The sequence below is a fragment of the Mycobacterium sp. SMC-13 genome, from assembly GCF_045311035.1.
Taxonomy (GTDB): Bacteria; Actinomycetota; Actinomycetes; order Mycobacteriales; family Mycobacteriaceae; genus Mycobacterium.
In genome coordinates, this window is record NZ_JBJIAI010000002.1 from 199,416 (window position 1) to 223,404 (window position 23,989).

Genomic DNA, 23,989 nt, shown 5'->3' on the forward strand with positions numbered 1-23,989 from the left:
AGCACTGATGACAACCGCCGAAGCACCCGTCAAGCACGACTACGACCGCATCCCGTATCTGGTTGCGTACCAGAACAACTCGGCAGTACGCGATGTGTACGGCGGCGTGGCGGAGCTGGTGGTGCTGGAAAGCTACCTGCTGAAGCCGAAAGCCAAGCCGAGTGACACGGTACTGGTGTTCATGCACCCCATCGGGGGCGGCGCCTACCTGCCGATGATCAACGCGCTGGCGCGCGCCGGCCACCACGTCATCTACTGCAACAGCCGCTTCCGCGGCACCGACTCGGCATTGCTGATGGAGAAGGTGGTCGAGGATCTCGGTGAGTGCATCAAGGATGCCAAGAACCGGCTGGGCTACGCGAAGGTCGTCCTCGCCGGGTGGAGCGGCGGCGGCTCGCTGTCGGTCTTCTACCAGCAGCAGGCGCAGCACCCGACGGTGACGGCCAGTCCCTCCGGGGACGGGCCGGATCTGACGAAGCTGGGCCTGATCCCGGCGGACGGTCTCATGCTGCTGGCCGCCCACATCAGTCGCCACGGCACCATGACCGAGTGGATGGACGCCTCGATCCTCGACGAGAACGACCCGTCGAAACGCGATCCCGAACTCGATCTCTACAACCCGGACAACCCCAACCAACCGCCGTACTCCCCCGAGTTCCTCCAGCGGTACCACGAGGCACAGATCGCCCGAAACCGGCGAATCACCAAGTGGGTCAAGGAAAAACTCGCCGAGCTCAAGGCGGCGGGACGGCGCGATGACGAGTTCGCGTTCGTCGTGCACGGCACCATGGCCGACCCGCGCTGGCTCGACCCGACGGTCGATCCCAACGAACGCACCCCGGGACAGTGCTATCTGGGGGATCCTCGAGTGGTGAACATGAGCCCCGTCGGCCTGGCCCGATTCTGTACGTTGCGCAGCTGGCTGTCGCAGTGGAGTTACGACGACGCCAACGGTGACGCCGTGAAGGCGGGTCCGGACATCGCGGTGCCGACGCTGGTGATCGGCAACCTCGCCGACGACGCCTGCACGCCCAGCCACACGCGGCGCCTGTTCGAGGCGATCGGGCATCCGGACAAGGAGATGCACGAGATTCCCGGTGCCAACCACTACTACTCCGGGCCGGATCAGCGCGGCACGCTGCGGCAGGCCGTCGGCATCTGCACGGACTGGCTGCACCAGCGGGGGTTTTCGCTGTGACGACCGGTGCTCTGGACGGCATCCGGGTGCTCGAACTCGGCACCCTGATATCCGGCCCATTCGCCGGCCGGCTGCTCGGCGACATGGGCGCCGAGGTCCTCAAGATCGAGTTGCCGTCGGCTCCCGATCCGCTCCGGACCTGGGGCCAGGCCGAGCTCGACGGCCACCGGTTCTTCTGGACGGTCCACGCGCGCAACAAGAAAGCGGTCACGCTGGACCTGCGCACCGCGCGCGGCCGGGAACTGTTCCTCGACCTCGTCGAGCAGTCCGATGTGATCGTGGAGAATTTCCGGCCGGGCACGCTCGAGAAATGGAACCTGGGTTACGACGTTCTGCGCGAACGCAATCGGGGCATCATCCTGGTGCGGGTGTCGGGCTACGGCCAGACGGGCCCCGATGCCGGGAAGGCCGGCTACGCGTCGGTCGCCGAGGCGGCTAGCGGGCTGCGGCACATGAACGGTTTCCCCGGCGGTCCCCCGCCGCGACTCGCATTGTCGCTGGGCGACAGCCTCGCCGGCATGTTCGCCGCGCAAGGCGCGCTCGCCGCACTGTACCGGCGCAGCGTCACCGGCGAGGGCCAGGTCGTGGATACGGCACTCACCGAAAGTTGTTTGGCCATCCAGGAATCCACCATTCCGGACTACGACATCGGCGGCGTGGTGCGTGGACCGTCGGGCACCCGGCTCGAAGGTATCGCACCGTCGAACATCTACCAGAGCGCGAACGGCAGCTGGGTGGTGATCGCGGCCAATCAGGACACGGTGTTCCGGCGGCTCTGTCAGGCCATGGACCGGCCCGAACTGGCGACCGACGAACGGTTCGCCGACCATCTGGCGCGTGGCCGCAACCAGGACGAACTCGACAAGATCATCGGCGACTGGGCAGCGCAGCGGGAGCCGCACGACATCATCGCCACCCTGTCGGAGGCCGGCGTGATCAGTGGGCCCATCAACACCGTCGCCGAGGTGGTACAAGACCCACAACTGCAGGCACGCAACATGATTGCCGACCACTGGGACGAACGGGTGCAACGCAACGTGAAGGGTCCCGGCGTCGTCCCGGTGCTCTCGGACACGCCCGGCACCATCCGCAACGGTGGCTCGGCGCGGCCAGGCCAGGACAACGCGGAGGTGTTCGGCCGGCTCCTGGGTCTCGATGCCGAGCAGTTGTCGGCACTGCGCGAGGAGGGTGTGTTGTGACCGACCTGCCGGCCCACGTGACCGTCCGCGAGGTCTGCCTGCGCGACGGCCTGCAACTCGAAGACCCGATTCCGTTGTCCGCCAAGCTCGAACTGCTCGGGGCCATCGTCGCCACCGGTGTGCAGGAGGTCGAGGCCACCGCATTCGTCTCACCGTCCAAGGTGCCCGCACTGGCCGATGCCGCCGAATTGGCCGCGGCGCTGGACGCTTTTCCCAACGTCGAGTTCTCCGCGCTCGTGGCGGGAGCCGGCGGCGCCGGCCGTGCGCTCGCGGCGGGCATGCGGTCGCTGGAATACGTGGTGTCCGCCGCGGACGGGCACAGCCGGGCGAACGTCGGGCGCTCGACGGCCGATTCGACGGCCCTGATCTCCGACATCGTCGGCCTGGCCCACGACAGCGGCGCGAGCGCCGAAGTCATCATCGCCACCGCCTGGGACTGCCCCTTCGACGGGCCGACCGATCCGGGCCGGGTGGTCGATATCGCCGCGGCAGCAATGGAATTCGGGGCGGATCGGGTGGCCATCGCCGACACCATCGGCACCACCACCCCGCGGCGTGTCAGCGACCTGATCAGCCGCGTCCGCCCGGTCATCGGAGACCTGCCGCTCGGCGCGCACTTCCACAACACGCGGGGCTCCGGCCTGGCCAGCGCCTACGCCGCCGTGCAGGCCGGTGTGACGCGACTCGACGCGTCGGTGGGCGGCCTGGGCGGCTGCCCGTTCGCACCCGGCGCGACCGGCAACATCGCGACCGAAGACCTGGTCTACCTGTTGCGGGACAGCGACATCGACACCGGCATCGACCTGAACCTGGCGATCGACGCGGCCATGGTGGCGCAGCGCGTTGTCGGCCATGAGCTGCCCAGCGCCCTACTGCGCGCCGGCGACCGGCTGCTGGGCTGAGCATGCCCACCGAGACACTGACCGCCAAGGGCCGACAGACCCGCGAGGCCATCGAACTCGCCGCCCGGAAGCTGTTCGCCGAGCGAGGCTTTCACGGCACCACGCTGGCCGACATCACGTCGGCTGCAGGGAAGTCGTCGGCGGTGTTCTACCGCTATTTCGACGACAAGGAGGACCTGCTGGCCGAGCTGGCCGAGTCGTTCCTGCACGACATCGTCACCCCGTCGGGGATGAGTGTGCCGCTGCCGGAGTCCCCCGAGGACACCGAGTACTTCACCACCGTGGTGACGGGGTACTGGAACCTCTTCAAGCAGAACATCGGCATCATGATCGCGGTCGCCCAGCTGGGCGCCACGCAGCCGCGCTTCGCCAAGGTACAGAACGAGTTCCGGCGCTTCGGGATGGACCTGGTCGCCGATTCGGTCCGCCACGCCGCGGAGCAAGGTTATGCGCAGGGCATCCACCCCGGGCAGCGCCTCGATCCCGAACACATCGCCGCGGCGATTTCGCTGCTGTTCGAGAACTTCACCGTCGTGGTGGTCGGCAGCCCGGGCTCCGGGCTGCAGATCAGCGACGAGGACGCCATCACCACCCTGTCGACCATCTGGAAGAAAACCCTGTACGGCTTCTGACCGACGAAAGAGATCACCGTGGATTTCGCCCTACCGGAACACCTTCCGGGCCTGCTGGCAGAGATGGACGCCTTCATCGAGGCGGAGATCAAACCGCTGGAACGAGAGAACCTGCAGTACTTCGACCGGCGCCGGGAATTCGCCCGTACGGACCTCGAGAACGGCGGTGTGCCCACCCGGGAATGGGAGGATCTGCTCGACGAGATGCGCCGCCGTGCCGACGCAGCCGGATGGCTGCGGTACGGCTTGCCCAGCGAGTTCGGTGGCCGCGACGGCACCAACCTGGACATGGCCGTCATCCGGGAACACCTGGCGCACAAGGGCCTCGGCCTGCACAACGACCTGCAGGACGAATCGTCGATCGTCGGCAACTTCCCGCAGGTCATCATGATGAGCCGGTTCGGCACCCCGGCGCAGCAAGCCGAATGGGTCGAGGCCATGATCACCGGTGAACGGTCGATGGCGTTCGGGCTCACCGAACCCGACCACGGGAGCGACGCCACCTGGCTCGAGACCACCGCGGTCCGGGACGGTGACGGGTGGATCATCAACGGCCGCAAGCGATGGAACACCGGAGTGCACCGCGCCACCCACGACCTGATCTTCGCCCGCACGTCGGGGGATCCCGGGCAGGCGGTCGGTATCACCGCGTTCCTGGTCCCGACCGACACCCCCGGTTTCACCGTGCCGTACTACTGGTGGACGTTCAACATGCCGAGCGATCACGGCGAGGTCGAGCTGAACGATGTTCGGGTGCCGGCTGATGCGGTGCTCGGCGAGGTGGACCACGGCTTGGAGGTCGGCCAGACGTTCCTGCACGAGAACCGCATCCGTCAGGCCGCCAGCAGCCTGGGCGCCGCGCAGTACTGCATCGACAGGGCCGCGCAGTACGCCGGCGAGCGCGTCGTCTTCGGTAAGCCCCTGGCGGTGAACCAGGCCGTGCAGTGGCCGCTGGCCGAGCTGCAGACCGAGGCCCAGATGGTCCGGCTACTGGTGTATTACGCCGCCTGGCACCTCGATCGGGATCACCACATGGAGGTCTCCGACAAGGTGTCGATGGCCAATTACCGCGCCAACAGACTGGTATGTGAGGCGGCCGACCGAGCCATGCAGATCCACGGTGGCATCGGCTACAGCCGGCACGAGCCGTTCGAGCACATCTACCGGCACCACCGCCGCTACCGGATCACCGAAGGGGCGGAAGAGATTCAGATTCGCCGGGTGGCGCAGCGGATGCTGAAGTTCGGGCGCAAGTGATCGACGCGCCGGAATTGGCCCGAGCGCTCGCCGCGGTGCTCGAACCGGAGCTCGGCGAGGTCAGCGTCGAGAACCTGCGGGAACTGACCGGCGGCGCCAGCCGCGCGACGTGGGCGTTCGCGGCGACCACCGCAGCCAACGCCCGCCCATTGATCCTGCGGGTCGGACCGCCCGACGAAATCCACGCCGGCATGGAGCTCGAGTCCGCCGCGCTGTCCCGGGCCGCGGCCACAGGCGCGCCCGTGCCCCGGGTGCTGGCGGCCAGCAACTCGCCGGAGGCCCTCGGCAATCCGTTCCTGGTGTGCGATTTCGTACCCGGGGAGACCATCGTCCGCAAGATCCAGCGCGCACTCGACGACGACGGCCGGAGCACCCTTCTCGGGCAATGCGCCGCAGCGCTGGCGGCGATCCACCGCGCCGACCCCACCGGCATCGGACTGTCGAGCGAAGACCAACTGAGTTCATGGCGGCGCGAACTCGACGAGATCGGTGACACCACAGCCACTTTCGAGTGGGCCTTCCGCTGGTTGGCGCGCAACCAGCCGGCGGACACCGGCGGTGCGGTGTTGGTGCACGGCGACTTCCGGATGGGCAACCTGATCGTCGACGGCAGCCGGCTGGCGGCAGTGCTGGATTGGGAGCTCACCCATCTGGGCTCGCGCGCCGAGGACCTGGCCTGGTTCTGCATTCGGGCCTGGCGCTTCGGGGCGCCGCGGACGCTGGGCGCCGGCGGCCTGGGCAGCATCGAGGACTTCCTGACCGCCTATGAGCACTCCAGCGGAATCACTCTGGACCGCAAGACCTTTCACTGGTGGCTGGTGTCCGCCACCTTGCGCTGGGGCATCATCTGCCGATATCAGGCGCAGCGCCACCTGTCCGGACAGGCCAGGTCGGTGGAGTTGGCGACCATCGGCCGGCGGGTGTGTGAAACCGAATGGGACCTGCTCAACCTCTTGGAGAGCCGATGAGCCATTACCGTCCCACCGCCGCTGAACTGGTCGCCGGCGTGGCCGAGTTCCTGGAGACCGAGGTACGCGCGGCCACCGATGGTGCGGTGAACTTCCATGCCCGCGTGGCCGCGAACGCGCTGCGGATCGTCGAACGCGAGCTGTCTCAGGACGGCGCAGAACCGGGGCTGCTGGGATTCGACGACGAGCAGGCCCTGGCGCGCGCGATACGCGACGGGGAGTTCGACGACCGTGGCCCCGAACTCGAGCCCGTGCTGCGGGCGCTCGTGCGGCATCGGCTGGACGTGGCCCATCCGGGCTATGCCGACGAGTAGCCGAACCCGGCCTACCTGATCGCCGTACTGTCGTAGCCTGAGCACGTGGCCGACTCCGCGCTCAAGATCCTGGTGTACAGCGACAACCCGAACACCCGTGACCAGGTGCGCACGGCGCTGGGACGGCGCATCCACCCGGACCTGCCCGACCTGACCTATCTCGACGTGGCGACGGCGCCCGTCGTGGTGAGTTCCGTCGACGCGGGCGGGATCGACTTGGCGATCCTCGACGGCGAGGCCACGCCCGCCGGCGGGATGGGGCTCGCCAAGCAGCTCAAGGACGAGGTCGCGAACTGCCCGCCGATCGTGGTGCTCACCGGCCGCCCGGACGACGCCTGGCTGGCCTCCTGGTCGCGCGCGGAGGCCGCAGTGCCCCACCCGATCGACCCGATCCGGCTCGGCGAGGCCGTGGTCGCGGTGCTGTCTCCACAGCGGTGAAACCGTGCGTTAACCAGCACGAAATGGCCTGTGGCCGTTCACTCTTCGCGTCGGCGGCGATGGGACGCGGGAACGTCAGGAACTGATCATGATCCTAGCCAAAATGCGGCGGCCGTTCCGTTAACCGAGCTAAGCTGTGGGCCAGCTCACATCGACAGCTCGACGAGGGAGCCACACAGGGCATGACGAACGCATGAACGTCTACATCCCCATCCTGGTACTCGGCGCGATCGCCGCGGCGTTCGCGGTGGGTTCGGTCGGAATCGCGCTGGTCATCGGCCCCCGCCGGTACAACCGGGCCAAGCTGGAGGCCTACGAATGCGGCATCGAGCCGATGGCTCCAGGCTCCCCCGGGCATGAGACCACCGGGCAGCGGTTCCCGGTCAAGTACTACCTGACCGCCATGCTGTTCATCGTCTTCGACATCGAGATCGTCTTCCTGTATCCCTGGGCCGTTTCCTTCGAATCGCTCGGGGTATTCGCGGTGGTGGAGATGTTGCTGTTCATGCTGACGGTGTTCGTCGCCTACGCATACATCTGGCGACGCGGCGGACTGAGCTGGGACTGAGGGCAGACCCATGGGACTCGAAGAACGCCTGCCCGGCGGCATCCTGCTGTCCACTGTCGAGAAGGTCGCAGGCTACGTACGCAAGGGGTCGCTGTGGCCCGCCACCTTCGGCCTGGCCTGCTGCGCCATCGAGATGATGGCCACCGCGGGCCCGCGCTTCGACATCGCGCGCTTCGGCATGGAGCGGTTCTCCGCGACGCCGCGCCAGGCCGATCTGATGATCGTCGCGGGCCGCGTGAGCCAGAAGATGGCGCCGGTGCTGCGTCAGGTGTACGACCAGATGGCCGAGCCCAAATGGGTGCTGGCCATGGGCGTGTGCGCCTCCTCCGGCGGCATGTTCAACAACTACGCGGTGGTGCAGGGCGTCGACCACATCGTGCCCGTCGACATCTACCTGCCCGGCTGCCCGCCGCGGCCCGAGATGCTGCTCAACGCAATCCTCAAGCTGCACGCCAAGATTCAGGAGATGCCGCTGGGCGTGAACCGGGCCGAGGCGATCGCCGCGGCCGAGGAAGCCGCCCTGCAGGCCCGCCCCACCATCGAACTGAAGGGACTGCTGCGGTCATGACGGACGCGCCGGACCAGACGGGACCCGAGGTGATCGGGACGCGGCGCGGCATGTTCGGTGTGCGCGGCAGCGGCGACACGTCGGGCTACGGCCGGTTGGTCCGGGAGGTGGCCCTGCCCGGCAGCTCGCCACGGCCCTACGGCGGCTACTTCGACGACGTCGTCGACACGTTGGCGGCGACCCTCGGTCCCGACGAGTTCGGTGCCGCGATCGAGCGCGTCGTGGTCTTCCGCGACGAACTGACCCTCGAGGTGCGCCGCGAACACCTGGTCGCGGTGGCCCAGGCACTGCGCGACGAGCTGCGATTCGAGCTGTGTCTGGGAGTGTCCGGGGTGCACTACCCCGACGACACCGGTCGCGAGTTGCACGCCGTCTACCCGCTGATGTCCATCACCCACAACCGCCGCATCCGCGTCGAGGTGAGCGCCCCGGACGCCGATCCGCATGTGCCGTCGCTGTATTCGGTGTACCCGACGACCGACTGGCACGAGCGGGAGACCTACGACTTCTTCGGCATCATCTTCGACGGCCACCCCGCCCTGACCCGGATCGAGATGCCCGACGACTGGGTGGGCCACCCGCAGCGCAAGGACTACCCGCTCGGCGGAATCCCGGTCGAGTACCACGGCGCGAAAATCCCGCCCCCGGACGAACGGCGGGCCTACAACTGATGACTCAGGACAACGAACCCGATGGCCGCGAACGCGTGGTCACCGTCGGCGGTCAAGACTGGGCCGACGTCGTGGCCGCGGCGCGGGAGAGCGCGGTCGCCGGCGAGCGCATCGTGGTCAACATGGGCCCGCAGCATCCGTCCACCCACGGCGTGCTGCGGCTGATCCTCGAGATCGACGGCGAGACCATCACCGAGGCCCGGTGCGGAATCGGCTACCTGCACACCGGAATCGAGAAGAATCTCGAATACCGGACCTGGACGCAGGGCGTCACCTTCGTGACCCGCATGGACTACCTGTCGCCCTTCTTCAACGAGACGGCGTACTGCCTCGGGGTCGAGAAGCTGCTCGGCGTCGCCGACGCCATTCCCGAGCGCGCCAGCATCATCCGGGTGCTGCTGATGGAACTCAACCGCATCTCGTCGCACCTGGTCGCGCTGGCGACCGGCGGTATGGAGCTGGGTTCCATGTCGGCCATGTTCTTCGGCTTCCGGGAACGCGAACTGGTGCTGTCGATCTTCGAGACCATCACCGGGCTCCGCATGAACCACGCCTACATCCGCCCCGGCGGCCTGGCCGCCGACCTGCCCGACGAGGCCCTGCCGCAACTGCGGGAATTGCTGAAGCTGCTGCCCAAGCGGTTGCGCGACATGGAGAATCTGCTCAACGAGAACTACATCTGGAAGGCCCGCACGCAGGGGGTCGGCTACCTGGATCTGACCGGGTGCATGGCGCTGGGCATCACCGGACCGGTGCTGCGTTCGACGGGGCTGCCGCACGATCTGCGAAAGGCGCAGCCGTACTGCGGATACGAGTCCTATGACTTCGACGTCATCACCGACGACCAGTGTGATGCCTACGGCCGCTACATCATTCGGGTCCGCGAGATGCACGAGTCCATCAAGATCGTCGAGCAGTGTGTCGAGAGGCTCGGCAAGGTCACCGGGCCGGTGATGATCACCGACAAGAAGCTGGCCTGGCCCGCGGACCTGAAGCTCGGCCCCGACGGCCTGGGCAATTCGAAGGAACACATCGCCAAGATCATGGGCTCGTCGATGGAGGCCCTGATCCACCACTTCAAGATCGTGACCGAAGGCATCCGGGTGCCCGCCGGGCAGGTGTACGTCGCGGTCGAATCGCCGCGCGGCGAGCTGGGTGTGCACATGGTCTCCGACGGTGGCACCCGGCCCTACCGGGTGCACTACCGCGACCCCTCGTTCACCAATCTGCAAGCGGTGTCGGTGATGTGCGAGGGCTCCATGGTCGCCGACGCCATCGCCGCGGTGGCATCGATCGATCCGGTGATGGGAGGCGTGGACAGGTGACTGCTATCGAACTGCGTCTCGGGCCGCGTCCGGACGAGCCCGGCCCGCCAATCAGCCAAGGGCCGCAGTCGTATTCGCCTGACGTGACCGAGCGCCTGGCCGCCGACGCCGCGACGATCATCGCCCGCTACCCCAGTGCCCGCTCCGCACTGCTGCCGCTGCTGCATCTCGTCCAATCCGAGGACGGGTACCTCACCCCAGCCGGAATCTCTTTCTGCGCTGGGCAATTGGACCTCAGCACTGCCGAGGTCACCGCGGTCGCGACGTTCTACTCGATGTACCGCCGCACCCCGACAGGCGAGTACCTCGTCGGGGTGTGCACCAACACGCTGTGCGCCATCATGGGCGGCGACGCCATCCTCGAATCACTGGAGGACCACCTGGGTCTCGGCGCCGGCGAGACCACCGCCGACGGCCGGGTCACGCTGGAGCACATCGAATGCAACGCCGCCTGCGACTACGCTCCGGTGGTCATGGTGAACTGGGAGTTCTTCGACAACCAAACTCCCGGTTCCGCACGTGATCTCGTCGACTCACTGCGGGCCGGTGAGCCGGTCACCCCGACCCGGGGCGCGCCCCTGTGCACCTTCAAGGACACCGCACGCATCCTAGCCGGCTTCCCCGATGAACGCCCCGGCAGCAACGACTCCGAACCAGGCGCGGCCACCCTCGCCGGGTTGCGCGTCGCCCAGGAGCGCGGGATGGAGGCGCCGCAATGACACTCGCGCCGGTGCTGAGCAGACACTGGGATGAGCCGCAATCGTGGACGCTGCAGAGCTACGTCCGGCAGGGCGGCTACCAGGCACTGCGGGCGGTGTTGCGGATGCAACCCGCCGAAGTCATTGCGCTGGTCAAGGATTCCGGACTGCGCGGACGCGGCGGCGCGGGTTTCCCCACGGGGACCAAATGGTCGTTCATCTCCCCCGACGACGGCCGTCCGCACTATCTGGTCGTCAACGCGGACGAATCCGAACCCGGGACGTGCAAGGACATTCCACTGATGCTGGCCTCACCGCACGCGCTGGTGGAAGGCGCGATCATCGCGTCGTACGCCATCGGCGCCCGGCACGCATTCATCTACGTGCGCGGTGAGGTGGTTCCGGTGCTGCGCCGGCTGCAGGGTGCGGTCGCCGAGGCCTACGCGAACGGCTATCTCGGCACCAACATCGCCGGCACCGGCTACGACCTGGATCTGGTGGTGCACGCCGGGGCGGGTGCATACATCTGCGGCGAGGAGACCGCGCTGCTCGACTCCTTGGAGGGCCGGCGCGGCCAGCCCCGGTTGCGTCCGCCGTTCCCCGCGGTCGCCGGGTTGTATGCCTGCCCGACCGTGGTCAACAACGTCGAGTCGATCGCCAGTGTCCCGTCGGTGATCCGCGGCGGGGTCGACTGGTTCCGGTCCATGGGGTCGGAGAAGTCGCCCGGCTTCACGCTGTACTCGTTGTCGGGTCACGTCACCCGGCCGGGGCAATACGAGGCGCCACTGGGGATTTCGCTGCGCGAACTGCTGGAATACGCCGGCGGGGTGCGGGCCGGGCACCAGCTGAAGTTCTGGACGCCGGGCGGATCGTCGACGCCGATGCTCACATCCGAACACCTGGACGTCCCGCTGGACTACGAAGGCATGGCCGGGGTCGGCTCGATGCTGGGCACCAAGGCACTGCAGATCTTCGACGAGACGACCTGCGTGGTGCGGGCCGTCCGCCGGTGGACCCAGTTCTACGCCCACGAGTCCTGCGGCAAGTGCACGCCGTGCCGCGAGGGCACCTACTGGCTGGCGCAGATCTATGCCCGGCTGGAGAACGGACAGGCCCACGCGGCCGACCTGGACAAACTGCTCGACATCTCCGACGCCATCCTCGGCAAGTCGTTCTGTGCTCTCGGCGACGGTGCGGCGAGCCCGATCATGTCCTCGCTCAAGTACTTCCGCGACGAGTACGTCGCGCACCTGAACGGCGGCTGCCCCTTCGACCCGCACGCCGCCACGCTCTTCGCCACGGAAGGAGCGGGCGCATGACGGTCACCGAGCCGGCGAAGGACGCGGCCGCGGTCGAGATGGTGACGCTGACCATCGACGACCAGCAGATCAGTGTGCCCAAGGGCACGTTGGTGATTCGAGCGGCCGAGCTCATCGGCGTCCAGATTCCCCGGTTCTGCGACCACCCCCTGCTCGACCCGGTGGGCGCCTGCCGGCAGTGCCTCGTCGAGGTGGAGGGTCAGCGGAAACCGTTGGCGTCGTGCACCACCACGGTCACCCCGGACATGGTCGTGCGTACCCAGGTGACGTCGGAGGCCGCCGACAAGGCACAGCACGGCGTGATGGAACTGCTGCTGATCAACCATCCGCTGGACTGCCCCGTCTGCGACAAGGGCGGCGAATGCCCACTGCAGAACCAGGCGATGTCCAACGGCCGCGCCGATTCTCGCTTCGAGGACGTCAAGCGCACCTTCCCCAAGCCCATCAACCTGTCGGCGCAGGTCCTGCTCGACCGGGAACGCTGCGTGCTGTGCGCGCGCTGCACGCGGTTCTCGAATCAGGTCGCCGGCGACCCGTTCATCGAACTGCTGGAACGTGGTGCACTGCAGCAGGTCGGTATCGGGGGCGGTGACCCGTTCGACTCCTACTTCTCCGGCAACACCGTGCAGATCTGTCCCGTCGGCGCGCTGACCGGGACTGCGTACCGGTTCCGGGCCCGGCCTTTCGACCTGGTCTCCTCCCCCAGCGTCTGCGAACACTGCGCCTCGGGCTGTGCGCAGCGCACCGACCATCGCCGCGGAACGGTGTTGCGCCGCTTGGCCGGTGACGATCCCGAGGTGAACGAAGAGTGGAACTGCGACAAGGGCCGGTGGGCCTTCACCTACGCCACGCAGGGTGACCGGATCACCACACCCTTGATCCGCGAGGCCGACGGCACCCAGCGCCCGGCGTCCTGGCCCGAGGCCGTCGCTGTCGCGGTGCGCGGCCTGTCGGCGGCCGGTGCCCAGACCGGCGTGCTGGTCGGCGGACGACTCACCACCGAAGACGCCTATGCGTATGCCAAGTACGCGCGGATTGTGCTGGGCACCAACGACATCGACTTCCGCAACCGGGTGCACAGCGACGAGGAAGCCCAGTTCCTGGCGGCGTCCGTCGCGGGTCAGCCGATGCGGGTGACGTACGCCGACCTGGAGCAGGCGCCCGTCGTGCTGCTCGTCGCGTTCGAGCCGGAAGACGAATCGCCGATCATCTACCTGCGGCTGCGCAAGGCCTTCCGCAAGCACGGCCTGAAAGTTGTTGCGGTGGCGCCGTTCGCGAGCCGCGGACTGGAGAAGATGGGCGGCACCCTCATCTCCGCCGCACCCGGCCGCGAACCCCGCGCACTCGACGCCGTCGAGGTGTTGCCGCCCGGTTCGGTCATCCTCACCGGTGAGCGGCTGGCCGGTGTCCCAGGCGGGTTCTCCGCCGTGTCCCGGCTGGCCGAGCGGACCGGCGCGGCCGTCGGCTGGGTACCGCGGCGGGCCGGCGAGCGCGGTGCACTGGAAGCCGGTGCGGCCCCGAATCTGCTGCCCGGCGGCCGTTTGGTCACCGATGTGCCGTCACGCACGGAAGTCGCCGTCGCCTGGCACGTCGACGAACTGCCCGACACTCCGGGTCGCGACACCACCGGGATCCTCGCCGCCGCAGCCGACGGCGAGCTCGAGGCTGTCCTGGTCGCCGGTGTCGAGCTGGCCGACCTCCCAGACCCAGCACTGGCGCAGCAGTCACTCGGCGCCGCGAAGTTCGTGGTGAGCATGGAGGTGCGCCGCAGCGCCGTCACCGATCTCGCGCACGTGGTGTTCCCGGTGGCACCCGTCGTCGAGAAAGCCGGCAGCTTCGTGAACTGGGAAGGGCGGCATCGCGCATTCGGCGCGGCGCTGCCGCCCACCACGCGAGCGGACATGGGTGTGCTGGCCGCGCTCGCCGACGAGCACTGCATCGATCTGGGTCTGCGCGATGTCGCGACCGTGCGCAACGAGATGAACCGACTGGGGTGCTGGACCGGACCACGGCCCGCCGCACCGGAGTTCACCGCGCCGCCGAACCCCGTGCCCGGTCCCGGTCAGGCGGTTCTTGCCGGCTGGCGGATGCTGCTGGACGCCGGCAGGCTGCAGGACGGCGAACCCCATCTGGCCGCCACGGCGCGCCCCGCGGTGGCCCGGCTGTCGCCTGACACGGCCGCGAGCGTCGGCGCGGTCGAAACCCTCACCGTCAGTACCGATCGCGGCAGCCTCACCCTGCCGCTCGAGATCACCGACATGCCGACCGGCGTGGTGTGGCTGCCGCTGAACTCGCCGGGGTCGCCCGTCCATGCCACGCTCGGCGTCGCCCCCGGCGCGGTCGTCTCGATCAGCGGGGCGGCAACGTGAACTATCCCGACCTCTCCTCGTTCGGCCTCGACCCGTGGTGGCTGGTCCTCGCCAAAGCCCTTGGCATTTTTGTGTTCCTGGTGCTGACGGTGCTCGTCGCGATCCTGCTCGAACGGCGAGTCCTGAGCTGGATGCAGATGCGCATCGGGCCGAACCGGGTGGGGCCGTTCGGGTTGCTGCAGAGTCTCGCCGATGGCATCAAGCTCGCCCTCAAAGAAGGGCTGGTCCCGGCCGGGGTGGACAAGCCGATCTATCTGCTGGCGCCGATCATCTCGGTGATCCCGGCGATCATGGCGTTCGCCGTCATCCCGATGGGGCCGCTGGTCCACGTCTTCGGGCACGAGACGCCGCTGCAGTTGACCGACCTGCCGGTCGCGGTGTTGTACGTCCTCGCGGTCACCTCGATCGGGGTCTACGGAATCGTGTTGGCGGGCTGGGCTTCCGGCTCGACCTATCCCCTGCTCGGCGGGCTGCGGTCCAGCGCGCAGGTCATCTCGTACGAGATCGCGATGGCACTGTCGTTCGCCGCGGTGTTCCTGTACGCGGGCACCATGTCGACATCGCAGATCGTCGCGTCACAACAGGGCCGCTGGTACGTCTTCCTGCTGCTGCCGTCGTTCCTGATCTACGTGGTCTCGATGGTCGGCGAAACGAACCGGGCGCCGTTCGATCTGCCCGAGGCCGAAGGCGAGCTGGTCGGCGGTTTCCACACCGAGTACTCGTCGCTGAAGTTCGCGATGTTCATGCTCGCGGAATACGTCAACATGACGACGGTTTCCGCACTGGCCACCACTCTGTTCCTCGGTGGTTGGCAGGCGCCCTGGCCCCTGAGCCTCATCCCGGGCGCCAACACCGACTGGTGGCCGCTGCTGTGGTTCGTCGGCAAGGTGTGGGCGTTCCTGTTCCTGTTCATGTGGCTCCGGGCCACGCTCCCGCGCCTGCGGTACGACCAGTTCATGGCGCTGGGCTGGAAGGTGCTCATCCCGATCTCGCTGGCGTGGATCATGATCGTCAGCATCGTGCGGACGCTGCGGCTGCAGGGGCACGACAGCTGGCCCGTCGTGCTGGCCTTCGCCGGCGCCATCGCCGTGGTGGCCATCGCCGGTGCGTTGTGGAACACGGTGCGGCGCAAGTCGGCTCGCACGCGGGCCCCGGCCGTCGAACCACAGCCCGGCGCGTTCCCGGTGCCGCCCATCCCGGCCAAGGAGGTTCACCATGCCCGGTAGGCCCAAGTTCATCGACGCGATCGCCGGTTTCGGCGTCACCTTCGGGACCATGTTCAAGAAACCGGTCACCGAGCAGTATCCCGAGGAGCCCGGTCCGGTCGCTCCGCGCTATCACGGCCGGCATCAGCTCAACCGGTACGACGACGGCCTCGAGAAGTGCATCGGTTGCGAACTGTGCGCGTGGGCCTGCCCCGCGGACGCGATCTATGTCGAGGGCGCCGACAACACCGAGGAACAACGGTTCTCGCCCGGCGAGCGGTACGGCCGGGTGTACCAGATCAACTATCTGCGCTGCATCGGCTGCGGGCTCTGTATCGAGGCCTGCCCGACCCGCGCGCTGACCATGACCAACGACTACGAGATGGCCGACGACAACCGGTCCGACCTGATCTACGGCAAGGACAAGCTCCTGGCGCCACTGAAACCCGACATGACCGCGCCACCGCACGCCATGGCCGAGGGCAGCACCGACGAGGACTACTACCGCGGCAACATCACCGCGGACGGCCTGAAGCGGCGCGAGGCGGCCAAGTGACCGGAGAGGCCGTGACGTTCTGGGTGCTCGGTACCGTGTCGGTGCTCGGCGCCATCGCCATGGTGGCCGCCCCCAAAGCGGTGTACTCGGCAATGTTCCTGGCCAGCACCATGATCAGCCTGGCGGTGCTCTATATCGCCCAGGACGCGGTGTTCCTCGGTGTCGTGCAGGTGGTGGTCTACACCGGCGCGGTCATGATGCTGTTCCTGTTCGTCCTCATGCTCATCGGTGTCGATTCGGCGGACTCGCTGATCGAAACCATTCGGGGACAACGCGTTGCCGCCGTGGTGGCCGGTATCGGATTCGGCATCGCGGTGATCGCCGGGATCGGCAGTCTCGGCGCCAACTACAGCGCTGGATCGGCCGGCCTGGAGCACGCGAACCGGGCCGGCAACGTCCAAGGCCTGGCGGTCCTGATCTTCACCCGCTACCTGTGGGCCTTCGAGGTCACCAGCGCGCTGCTGATCACCGCGGCGCTGGGTGCCATGGTGCTGACCCACCGCGAACGGTTCGAGCGCCGAAAGACCCAGCGCGAGCTGGCAATCGAGCGGTTCGCCGGCGGCGGGCACCCGACACCACGGCCCAACCCCGGGGTGTACGCGCGGCACAACGCCGTCGACATCCCGGCGAAGCTGCCCGACGGCTCGGACGCCGACATGTCCGTCAGCGCCATCCTGCCGCGGCGCAGTGTGTCCCTCGACGATGGGAACGCCTCATGAATCCCACCAATTACCTGTATCTCTCGGCGCTGCTGTTCACGATCGGCGCGGCCGGTGTGCTGGTGCGCCGCAACGCCATCGTCATGTTCATGTGCGTCGAATTGATGCTCAACGCGGCCAATCTGGCGTTCGTCACGTTCTCCCGGATGCACGGCGAGCTCGACGGTCAGGTGGTGGCGTTCTTCACCATGGTCGTGGCGGCATGTGAGGTGGTGGTGGGACTGGCGATCATCATGACCATATTCCGGACCCGGCGATCGGCGTCGGTGGACGCCGCGAACCTGCTGAAGCAGTGACCATGACGACATCGGTGTGGTTGCTGATCGCGCTGCCGCTGGCCGGCGCGGCGATACTGCTGCTCGGCGGCAAGGCCACCGACGCGTGGGGGCATCTGCTCGGCTGCGCCACGGTGGTCGGCGCCTTCCTCGTCGGCGCCACGCAGTTCGCGGCAATGTCCAGTCGCGACAACGACGTCCGGTTGGTGCACGAGACGCTGTTCTCCTGGGTTCCGGTGGCCCAGCTGCAGGTCGATTTCGGCTTGCGTCTGGACCAGCTGTCGGTGTGCTTCGTCCTGCTCATCACCGGGGTCGGCGCGCTGATCCACATCTATTCGATCGGCTACATGGCGCACGACCCGGCCCGGCGGCGCTTTTTCGCCTATCTCAACCTGTTCGTCGCGGCCATGCTGCTGCTGGTGCTGGCCGACAACTATCTCGGTCTGTACGTCGGGTGGGAAGGCGTCGGTCTGGCGTCGTACCTGCTGATCGGGTTCTGGTCGCACAAGCCATCGGCGGCGACGGCCGCCAAGAAGGCGTTCGTCGTCAACCGGGTCGGTGACATCGGCCTGGCGCTGGCCCTGGCGGCGATGTTCGCGCACACCGGAACCCTCTCGTACACGGGTGTTTTCGCACAGGCGCCGCTTCTTCCAGCGGCGACGACCACGCTCATCGGTCTGCTGTTGCTGCTGGCGGCCTGCGGCAAGTCCGCTCAGGTACCGCTGCAGTCGTGGCTCGGCGATGCGATGGAGGGCCCGACCCCCGTGTCGGCCCTGATCCACGCGGCCACCATGGTCACGGCCGGCGTGTACCTGGTGGTGCGATCGGCTCCGATCTTCAACCAGTCTGCCGACGCCCGGTTGGCGGTCGCCGTCGTCGGGGCCGTCACGCTGTTGTTCGGCGCGGTGATCGGCTGCGCCAAGGACGACATCAAGAAGGCCCTCGCGGCGTCGACCATGAGCCAGATCGGCTACATGATGCTGGCCGCGGGTCTCGGACCCGCCGGCTACGCGCTCGCGATCCTGCATCTGCTGGCGCACGGTTTCTTCAAGGCCGGCCTGTTCCTCGGTGCTGGTTCGGTGATGCACGCCATGGACGACGAGACCGACATGCGCCGCTACGGCGGGCTGCGCACCGCCATGCCCGTCACGTTCGCCACGTTCGGCATGGGTTACCTCGCGATCATCGGTATCCCGCCGCTGTCCGGGTTCTTCTCGAAAGACCCCATCATCGAGACCGCATTCGCGGCCGGGGGCGCCACGGGTCTGCTGTTCGGCGGCGCAACCCTGCTGGGCGCGGGCATCACGGCGTTCTACATGACCCGCGTCATGCTGATGACGTTCTTCGGCGAAAAGCGCTGGCGCGCTGAGGCGCATCCCCACGAGTCGCCGTCGGTCATGGGCTGGCCGATGGTGGTGTTGGCCGCCGGGTCGATCGGCGCGGGCGCGCTGCTGGCCGTCGGCGGGAAGTTGGAGCACTGGCTCGAACCGGTCGTCGGCTTCCACGAGCCCGAGCACGCGGTGCCCGCATGGCTGCTCACGGTCGTCACGCTCGCGGTGGTCGGTGTTGGCGTCGCGATCGCCTACCGGATGTATGCGCGCCAACCCGTCGCGATCAGCGCCCCGGTCAACGTCTCCGGGCTGACGGTCGCCGCGCGCCACGATCTGTACGGCGATGCGTTCAACGAGCGGGCCCTGATGGTGCCGGGCCGGCGGCTCACCGAGAACCTTGTCGACTTCGATGACGTCGCGGTCGACGGCGTCACCCGTGAGCTCGCCGCGCTGGTCCGCACCGGGTCGCAGGATCTTCGACGCTGGCAGAACGGGTTTGCCCGGTCGTATGCGCTGTCCATGTTGGCCGGAGCGGCATTGATTGCGGCCGCCATTCTCACGGTGAGGGTGTGGTGACCGGAATGTGGTGGCTGACAGCGTTGTGGGCCGTCCCGATGGCCGGCGGTGCGGCAGTGATCCTGCTGCCCGCCGGCGCACGGGCTTTCGCCCGCTGGGCGGCCCTGGCGGTGTCGCTGGTGGTGCTCGTCATCGCGCTGGTGCTGGCGCTGCGGTTCGACCCGGCCGGGGCGCGCTACCAGTTCGTCGAGAACCACCCGTGGATACCGTCGTTCGGCACCGGCTACATCCTCGGGGTCGACGGCGTGGCCCTGGTCTTGGTCGCACTGACCGCTGTCCTGGTACCGCTGCTGATCATCGCCGGCTGGAATGACGGCGACTCGAATGATGCCGGCGCGCAGGCCAAGTCGACCCACGCCTACTTCGCGCTGATCCTCGCCGTCGAATCGATGGTGCTGATCTCCCTGGTGTCACTGGACATCCTGCTGTTCTACGTGTTCTTCGAAGCCATGCTGATCCCGATGTACTTCCTCATCGGCGGTTTCGGCGCGGACCGGCCCGCCGCGTCCAAAGCAGCGGTGAAGTTCCTGCTGTACAACCTGTTCGGCGGCCTGATCATGCTGGCCGCGGTCATCGGACTGTACGTTGCCACCGCCAACAGTCCCGCTTTCACCCACGGCTCCTTCGATTTCCGTGCCGTCGCGGATGCCGTGCGCTACGGCAGCCTCAACATCAGCCCGGGGATAACCAATGCACTGTTCGGTGGGTTCATGTTCGCGTTCGCAGTCAAGGCACCTCTGTGGCCCCTGCACCGTTGGCTGCCCGACGCGGCGGTGCACGCCACTCCGGCCACGGCCGTCCTGATGATGGCTGTCGTCGACAAGGTGGGCACATTCGGCATGCTCCGGTACTGCCTGCAGCTGTTCCCGTCGTCCGCAGCGACATTCCGGCCCTTGATCATTGCGCTGGCCGTCATCGGCATCGTCTACGGGGCCATCGTCGCCATCGGCCAGACGGACGTCATGCGCCTGATCTCCTACACCTCGATCTCGCACTTCGGCTTCATCATTCTGGGCATCTTCGCGATGACCGAGCAGGCGCAGTCCGGCGCCGCGCTGTACATGGTCAACCACGGCATCTCGACCGCCGCGCTGTTCCTGATCGCCGGGTTCCTGGTGTCCCGCCGCGGGTCTCGCGCCATCGCCGACTACGGCGGTGTGCAGACCGTCGCACCGATACTGGCCGGCACGTTCCTGATCGCCGGACTCGCGACGCTGTCGCTGCCCGGCCTGGCACCGTTCATCAGCGAATTCCTGGTGCTGGTCGGCACATTCATCCACTACCCGGCCGTCACCGCCGTCGCGGCCACGGCCCTGGTGCTCTCCGCGCTCTACATCCTGTGGATGTATCAGCGGATGATGACGGGCCCCGTCGCCGACGGCAACGACAAGCTGCGCGACCTCGTACCGCGGGAACTGGCCGTGGTCGTGCCGTTGGTCGCCCTGCTGCTGGTGCTCGGCGTCTACCCCAAGCCCGCGTTGGACGTCATCAATCCGGCTGTCGGACATACCTCGTCGAGTACCGCCCAGGGGGTCGACCGGTGACGCCCATCCCCGCGCCGTCCGTCGAGTACGGCCTGCTGTCGCCGATGCTGATCGTGTTCGGCATCGCGCTGGCCGGCGTGCTCGTGGAAGCCTTCGCACCGCGCTCGGCGCGGTACCGCGCCCAAGTGGTGTTGAGCATCGGCGGCCAGGCGGTGGCCCTGGTGGCCGTGGTTTCCCAAGCACTGCACCTGGGTTCGGCGATCGGCCGGCCCGCAGTTCTCGGGGCCATCGCCATCGACCGCCCGGCGCTCTTCCTGCAGGGCACTCTGCTGGGGGTCAGCCTGTTGGCCACCTTGCTGATGGCACAACGGGTTTCGGACGGCAGTGGACTGGCCGCGTTCACCCCGCAGGCCGCGACCGTGCCCGGTAGCGCCGCCGAGCAGATCGCCCTCAAAACCGGCGTCGCCCAGACCGAGGTGTTCCCGCTGGCGATGTTCGCGCTCGGCGGCATGATGCTGTTCGGCGCGTCCGATGATCTGCTGACGATGTTCGTCGCGCTCGAGGTGCTGTCCCTGCCGCTGTACCTGATGTGCGGTCTGGCCCGCCGGAATCGGCTGCTGTCGCAGGAAGCGTCACTGAAGTACTTTCTGCTGGGGGCATTCTCGTCGGCGTTCTTCCTCTTCGGTGTCGCGATGCTCTACGGCTACTCCGGCAGCCTGAGCCTCTCGGGCGTCGCTGCCGGCCGCGGACCGGCCTCCCTCGGACTCATCGGCATCGCGCTGCTGTGCGTGGGTCTGTTGTTCAAAGTCGGTGCGGTGCCGTTCCATTCGTGGGTGCCCGACGTCTATCAAGGGGCACCCACACCGGTCACGGCCTTCATGGCGTCGGCCACCAAGATCGCCGCTTTCGGCGCGCTGCTGCGGGTCTGCTACGTGGCGCTGCCGGCGCTGGCCAATGATTGGCGGCCGGTGCTGTCGATCATCGCGGTGCTGTCCATGGCGGTGGGCACGGTGATCGCCATCGCGCAGAACGACGTCAAGCGCATGCTGGCGTACTCCTCGGTGGCACACACCGGCTTCATCCTCACCGGTGTGATCGCGCTCAACGACAACGGACTGTCGGCGTCGTTGTTCTACCTATTCGCCTACGGTTTCAGCACGCTCGGCGCATTCGCGGTCGTGAGTGTGGTGCGCCGCGCCGACGGGGACGAGGAAGATGACCTGCGCCGGTGGGCCGGACTCGGACGCCGGCATCCATTCTTCGGTGTCGTGTTCGCGTTGTTCTTGCTTGCTTTTGCCGGCATTCCCCTGACCAGTGGATTCGTCAGCAAGTTCGCCGTCTTCAAAGCCGCAGCCGAAGGTGGTGCCGCATCGCTGGTCGTCATCGGTGTGATCGTCAGCGCCGTCGCCGCGTACTTCTACGTCCGCGTAATCGTCCTGATGTTCTTCACCGATGCGGTCGAGGACGGCCCGCAAGTTCAGTCGGGCAGTCTGAGCACCGCGATGATCGGGCTCACCGCCTTTGTGACGCTGGCGCTGGGTGCCGTCCCGCAGCCGGTGCTCGACCTGGCCAACCACGCGGGTCAGTTCATGCGGTGAGTGGCTGACCAACCGCCGGTCTGTGCGACCGGCCACGGGCCGACACCCGGCCCCGAACACTGTTGAGTTGTCAAGGTGCGCAACGCTTTAGGTGTTATGCGGCGTTGTCGAGGCGCATGGTGCGGCGGTTGTATGCGGGGATGGGTTTCCGGTGCGGGTCCACGGTCTCTGGTGGGATGAGCCAGGGGTGTTTGTCCAGGCCCATGACCACATCCCAGCCGTCGTGGTGGACGTTGGCGTGGCAGGCCGGGCACAGCAGGCACCCGTTGGCTAGTGATGTCTCACCGTGGTGGGTCCAGTGGATGATGTGGTGGGCGTGGGTGCGTCCGGGTGGGGCGCCGCATTTGATGCAGCACTGATCCCGCAGATACAGCGCTTTGCGCAGGTGCGGCGGGAACAAACGTTTCTCGCGCCCCATATCGAGGGGTACGCGTTCGCCGTCGACGATGATCGTGGTGACGGTGGTGTCGCAGCAGATTCGGTCCAGGGTCATGGTGCTGATCGACCCGATGAATTCCAGCGTGGCCAGGTCTGGGGCGTCGGCGGGCACCGTCACCAGTAGCTGCGTGCGCGGCGCGGACGCGGTGTCGCCGCCGCGGGCGGCGATGTCCAGCACCGCTTCCAGGGCATCGGCCCGCCTCCTGCCCGCTGTGCGGGTGTCGGGGGTGCCGTCGGGTTCTGGCCGCGGTGCCGAGTGTTCCTCGATCGCTGCGACCAGCTTGGCGCCCACCTCCACGTCCAAGTCCGCGCGCACCTGCACCCGACCATCGGAGGTGACGCGGTGCTCGACAGTGTTGACCGACCGATCCTCCGCGGCCGGCAACCCACCTTCGGCGGCCGCATGCCAGTTGCCCAACCGGCGGGCGCGGGCCCCGATGTCTGCGGGGGTGGCGCCGGAGAAGAACTGCCCCAACAGATCGGTCACCTGCGCGAACCGGGCTTCCTCGTCCACCTCACCGGGTGCGCGGGCGCGGATGTGGTTGATGCCTTTGACGATCGCATCGACATGCTCCCCGGAGATCGCCCCATCAGCGGCATGCGCCGCGAGCGTGGGCAACGCCGGCAACGCGCCCGATACCCGGATAAAGCGCTCGGCCACCGATGGCGCACACCCCAACGCCATCAACAACTCCCGCGGCGTCCGGCCCTGCGCGGCCGCCACCCCGCAGCGGTCCAGCACCCCGGTCAGCCTCGCCGCCAGATGATCGGCCGCATTGCGCATTTTCATCACGCACGTCATCGCCGCCACCGCGTCGCCCGCGGGCATGTCGTCGGCGACGGCCACGCCACGCAGGTGATCGAGAAGAGCGTTGAAATCCGGTGCGATTCCCATGCCCAATTGTATCGCACATACGTTCGAACGGCAAGGAGTTTTCGGCCTACATCAGGACACCGGTGACAGTGCGGCTGATCGTGGTGAAGACAGTTGGGTCCTCAAGCTCAAGCCTTACAACCACCCAACCCATCGGGTGACCTGATGGAGAGCTCGGCATTCTGCGACGAGTACGACAATGCCGAAAGTCGTTCTACACCTTGCGTAAAGGAGCGATGGACGACGCGGTTTTGATCGTCAACAGCCGGCAACGCGATCATCACCGTCCCAAAACCACAGAACTGCCACCAAGATCCTGGTACATCGCGTTCCGAATTTTGCAATGCCGCAAGACGTTGCCGACTCAAAGCGTCTACACACCGGACCACACGCGGCGGTCGCCGCCGTCTCGCCGTCCCGACGCTCGTTGAACTTGCCATGAGAGCGCGGTGCCCACCCGAGTGGTACCCGGTTCCGCCACGAAACTGGCCCCTGACAAGCGGCCAA

22 protein-coding genes and 1 pseudogene are annotated in these 23,989 nt (G+C 67.5%); 22 read left to right on the forward strand and 1 reads right to left on the reverse strand.

Features of this window, described 5'->3' with window-relative positions; translation table 11 throughout:
* Positions 1-7: 7 nt before the first annotated feature.
* The 22 genes and pseudogenes from ACJH6I_RS04165 (at position 8) to nuoN (ending at position 22,170) form a co-directional block, all read left to right on the forward strand.
* Positions 8-1,198, forward strand: coding sequence for an alpha/beta fold hydrolase (locus tag ACJH6I_RS04165; RefSeq protein ID WP_318984262.1), 1,191 nt, complete (start codon positions 8-10; stop codon positions 1,196-1,198).
* On the forward strand, positions 1,195-2,397 hold the full coding sequence (locus tag ACJH6I_RS04170) for a CoA transferase (protein ID WP_318984261.1): 1,203 nt from the start codon (positions 1,195-1,197) through the stop codon (positions 2,395-2,397). Before ACJH6I_RS04165 ends, ACJH6I_RS04170 begins: the two co-directional genes overlap by 4 nt.
* Positions 2,394-3,299, forward strand: a complete 906-nt coding sequence (locus ACJH6I_RS04175) for a hydroxymethylglutaryl-CoA lyase (RefSeq protein ID WP_318984260.1) — start codon at positions 2,394-2,396, stop codon at positions 3,297-3,299. Before ACJH6I_RS04170 ends, ACJH6I_RS04175 begins: the two co-directional genes overlap by 4 nt.
* Positions 3,300-3,301: 2 nt before the next feature.
* A complete protein-coding gene (locus tag ACJH6I_RS04180) occupies positions 3,302-3,931 on the forward strand; it encodes a TetR/AcrR family transcriptional regulator (protein WP_318984259.1) in 630 nt (209 codons plus the stop codon).
* 18 nt (positions 3,932-3,949) lie between these two features.
* On the forward strand, positions 3,950-5,188 hold the full coding sequence (locus ACJH6I_RS04185; protein WP_318984258.1) for an acyl-CoA dehydrogenase family protein: 1,239 nt from the start codon (positions 3,950-3,952) through the stop codon (positions 5,186-5,188).
* Entirely contained in the window at positions 5,185-6,156 is a 972-nt protein-coding gene (locus tag ACJH6I_RS04190; RefSeq protein WP_318984257.1) for a phosphotransferase family protein, read from the forward strand. The genes ACJH6I_RS04185 and ACJH6I_RS04190 overlap by 4 nt, the downstream gene beginning before the upstream one ends.
* Positions 6,153-6,470, forward strand: a complete 318-nt coding sequence (locus ACJH6I_RS04195; protein ID WP_318984256.1) for a DUF6285 domain-containing protein — start codon at positions 6,153-6,155, stop codon at positions 6,468-6,470. Before ACJH6I_RS04190 ends, ACJH6I_RS04195 begins: the two co-directional genes overlap by 4 nt.
* Positions 6,471-6,515: 45 nt before the next feature.
* On the forward strand, positions 6,516-6,908 hold the full coding sequence (locus ACJH6I_RS04200; protein WP_135357290.1) for a response regulator transcription factor: 393 nt from the start codon (positions 6,516-6,518) through the stop codon (positions 6,906-6,908).
* 193 nt (positions 6,909-7,101) lie between these two features.
* On the forward strand, positions 7,102-7,476 hold the full coding sequence (locus ACJH6I_RS04205; protein WP_043400785.1) for an NADH-quinone oxidoreductase subunit A: 375 nt from the start codon (positions 7,102-7,104) through the stop codon (positions 7,474-7,476).
* A gap of 10 nt (positions 7,477-7,486) precedes the next feature.
* Positions 7,487-8,044 carry an NADH-quinone oxidoreductase subunit B family protein gene (locus tag ACJH6I_RS04210; protein WP_029119553.1) on the forward strand — a complete coding sequence of 186 codons (558 nt, stop codon included), beginning with the start codon at positions 7,487-7,489 and terminating at the stop codon, positions 8,042-8,044.
* Positions 8,041-8,715 carry an NADH-quinone oxidoreductase subunit C gene (locus ACJH6I_RS04215; RefSeq protein WP_318984255.1) on the forward strand — a complete coding sequence of 225 codons (675 nt, stop codon included), beginning with the start codon at positions 8,041-8,043 and terminating at the stop codon, positions 8,713-8,715. The genes ACJH6I_RS04210 and ACJH6I_RS04215 overlap by 4 nt, the downstream gene beginning before the upstream one ends.
* A complete protein-coding gene (nuoD, locus tag ACJH6I_RS04220; RefSeq protein WP_318984254.1) occupies positions 8,715-10,040 on the forward strand; it encodes an NADH dehydrogenase (quinone) subunit D in 1,326 nt (441 codons plus the stop codon). Before ACJH6I_RS04215 ends, nuoD begins: the two co-directional genes overlap by 1 nt.
* Complete coding sequence (gene nuoE, locus ACJH6I_RS04225; protein WP_406783809.1) at positions 10,037-10,759, forward strand: NADH-quinone oxidoreductase subunit NuoE; 723 nt, start codon at positions 10,037-10,039, stop codon at positions 10,757-10,759. Before nuoD ends, nuoE begins: the two co-directional genes overlap by 4 nt.
* Entirely contained in the window at positions 10,756-12,057 is a 1,302-nt protein-coding gene (gene nuoF / locus ACJH6I_RS04230; protein WP_212813601.1) for an NADH-quinone oxidoreductase subunit NuoF, read from the forward strand. Before nuoE ends, nuoF begins: the two co-directional genes overlap by 4 nt.
* Entirely contained in the window at positions 12,054-14,426 is a 2,373-nt protein-coding gene (locus ACJH6I_RS04235) for an NADH-quinone oxidoreductase subunit G (protein ID WP_318984252.1), read from the forward strand. The genes nuoF and ACJH6I_RS04235 overlap by 4 nt, the downstream gene beginning before the upstream one ends.
* A complete protein-coding gene (nuoH, locus tag ACJH6I_RS04240; protein WP_318984251.1) occupies positions 14,423-15,652 on the forward strand; it encodes an NADH-quinone oxidoreductase subunit NuoH in 1,230 nt (409 codons plus the stop codon). The genes ACJH6I_RS04235 and nuoH overlap by 4 nt, the downstream gene beginning before the upstream one ends.
* A pseudogene (nuoI, locus tag ACJH6I_RS04245) lies at positions 15,642-16,201 on the forward strand (NADH-quinone oxidoreductase subunit NuoI); the annotation flags it as partial. The gene nuoH and the pseudogene nuoI, both read left to right, overlap by 11 nt.
* On the forward strand, positions 16,184-16,906 hold the full coding sequence (locus ACJH6I_RS04250) for an NADH-quinone oxidoreductase subunit J (protein ID WP_318984250.1): 723 nt from the start codon (positions 16,184-16,186) through the stop codon (positions 16,904-16,906). The pseudogene nuoI and the gene ACJH6I_RS04250, both read left to right, overlap by 18 nt.
* Positions 16,903-17,202, forward strand: a complete 300-nt coding sequence (gene nuoK / locus ACJH6I_RS04255) for an NADH-quinone oxidoreductase subunit NuoK (protein ID WP_061002954.1) — start codon at positions 16,903-16,905, stop codon at positions 17,200-17,202. The genes ACJH6I_RS04250 and nuoK overlap by 4 nt, the downstream gene beginning before the upstream one ends.
* A gap of 2 nt (positions 17,203-17,204) precedes the next feature.
* Entirely contained in the window at positions 17,205-19,088 is a 1,884-nt protein-coding gene (gene nuoL, locus ACJH6I_RS04260) for an NADH-quinone oxidoreductase subunit L (RefSeq protein ID WP_318984249.1), read from the forward strand.
* A 5-nt stretch (positions 19,089-19,093) separates the two neighbouring features.
* On the forward strand, positions 19,094-20,632 hold the full coding sequence (locus tag ACJH6I_RS04265; RefSeq protein ID WP_318984248.1) for an NADH-quinone oxidoreductase subunit M: 1,539 nt from the start codon (positions 19,094-19,096) through the stop codon (positions 20,630-20,632).
* 5 nt (positions 20,633-20,637) lie between these two features.
* Positions 20,638-22,170, forward strand: coding sequence for an NADH-quinone oxidoreductase subunit NuoN (nuoN, locus tag ACJH6I_RS04270; protein ID WP_318984310.1), 1,533 nt, complete (start codon positions 20,638-20,640; stop codon positions 22,168-22,170).
* A 94-nt stretch (positions 22,171-22,264) separates the two neighbouring features.
* Here nuoN and ACJH6I_RS04275 read toward each other — a convergent pair whose 3' ends face one another.
* The gene (locus ACJH6I_RS04275; protein ID WP_318984247.1) at positions 22,265-23,503 is read right to left on the reverse strand and encodes a DUF222 domain-containing protein; all 1,239 of its coding nucleotides are present in this window, start codon (positions 23,501-23,503) and stop codon (positions 22,265-22,267) included.
* Positions 23,504-23,989 lie beyond the last annotated feature (486 nt).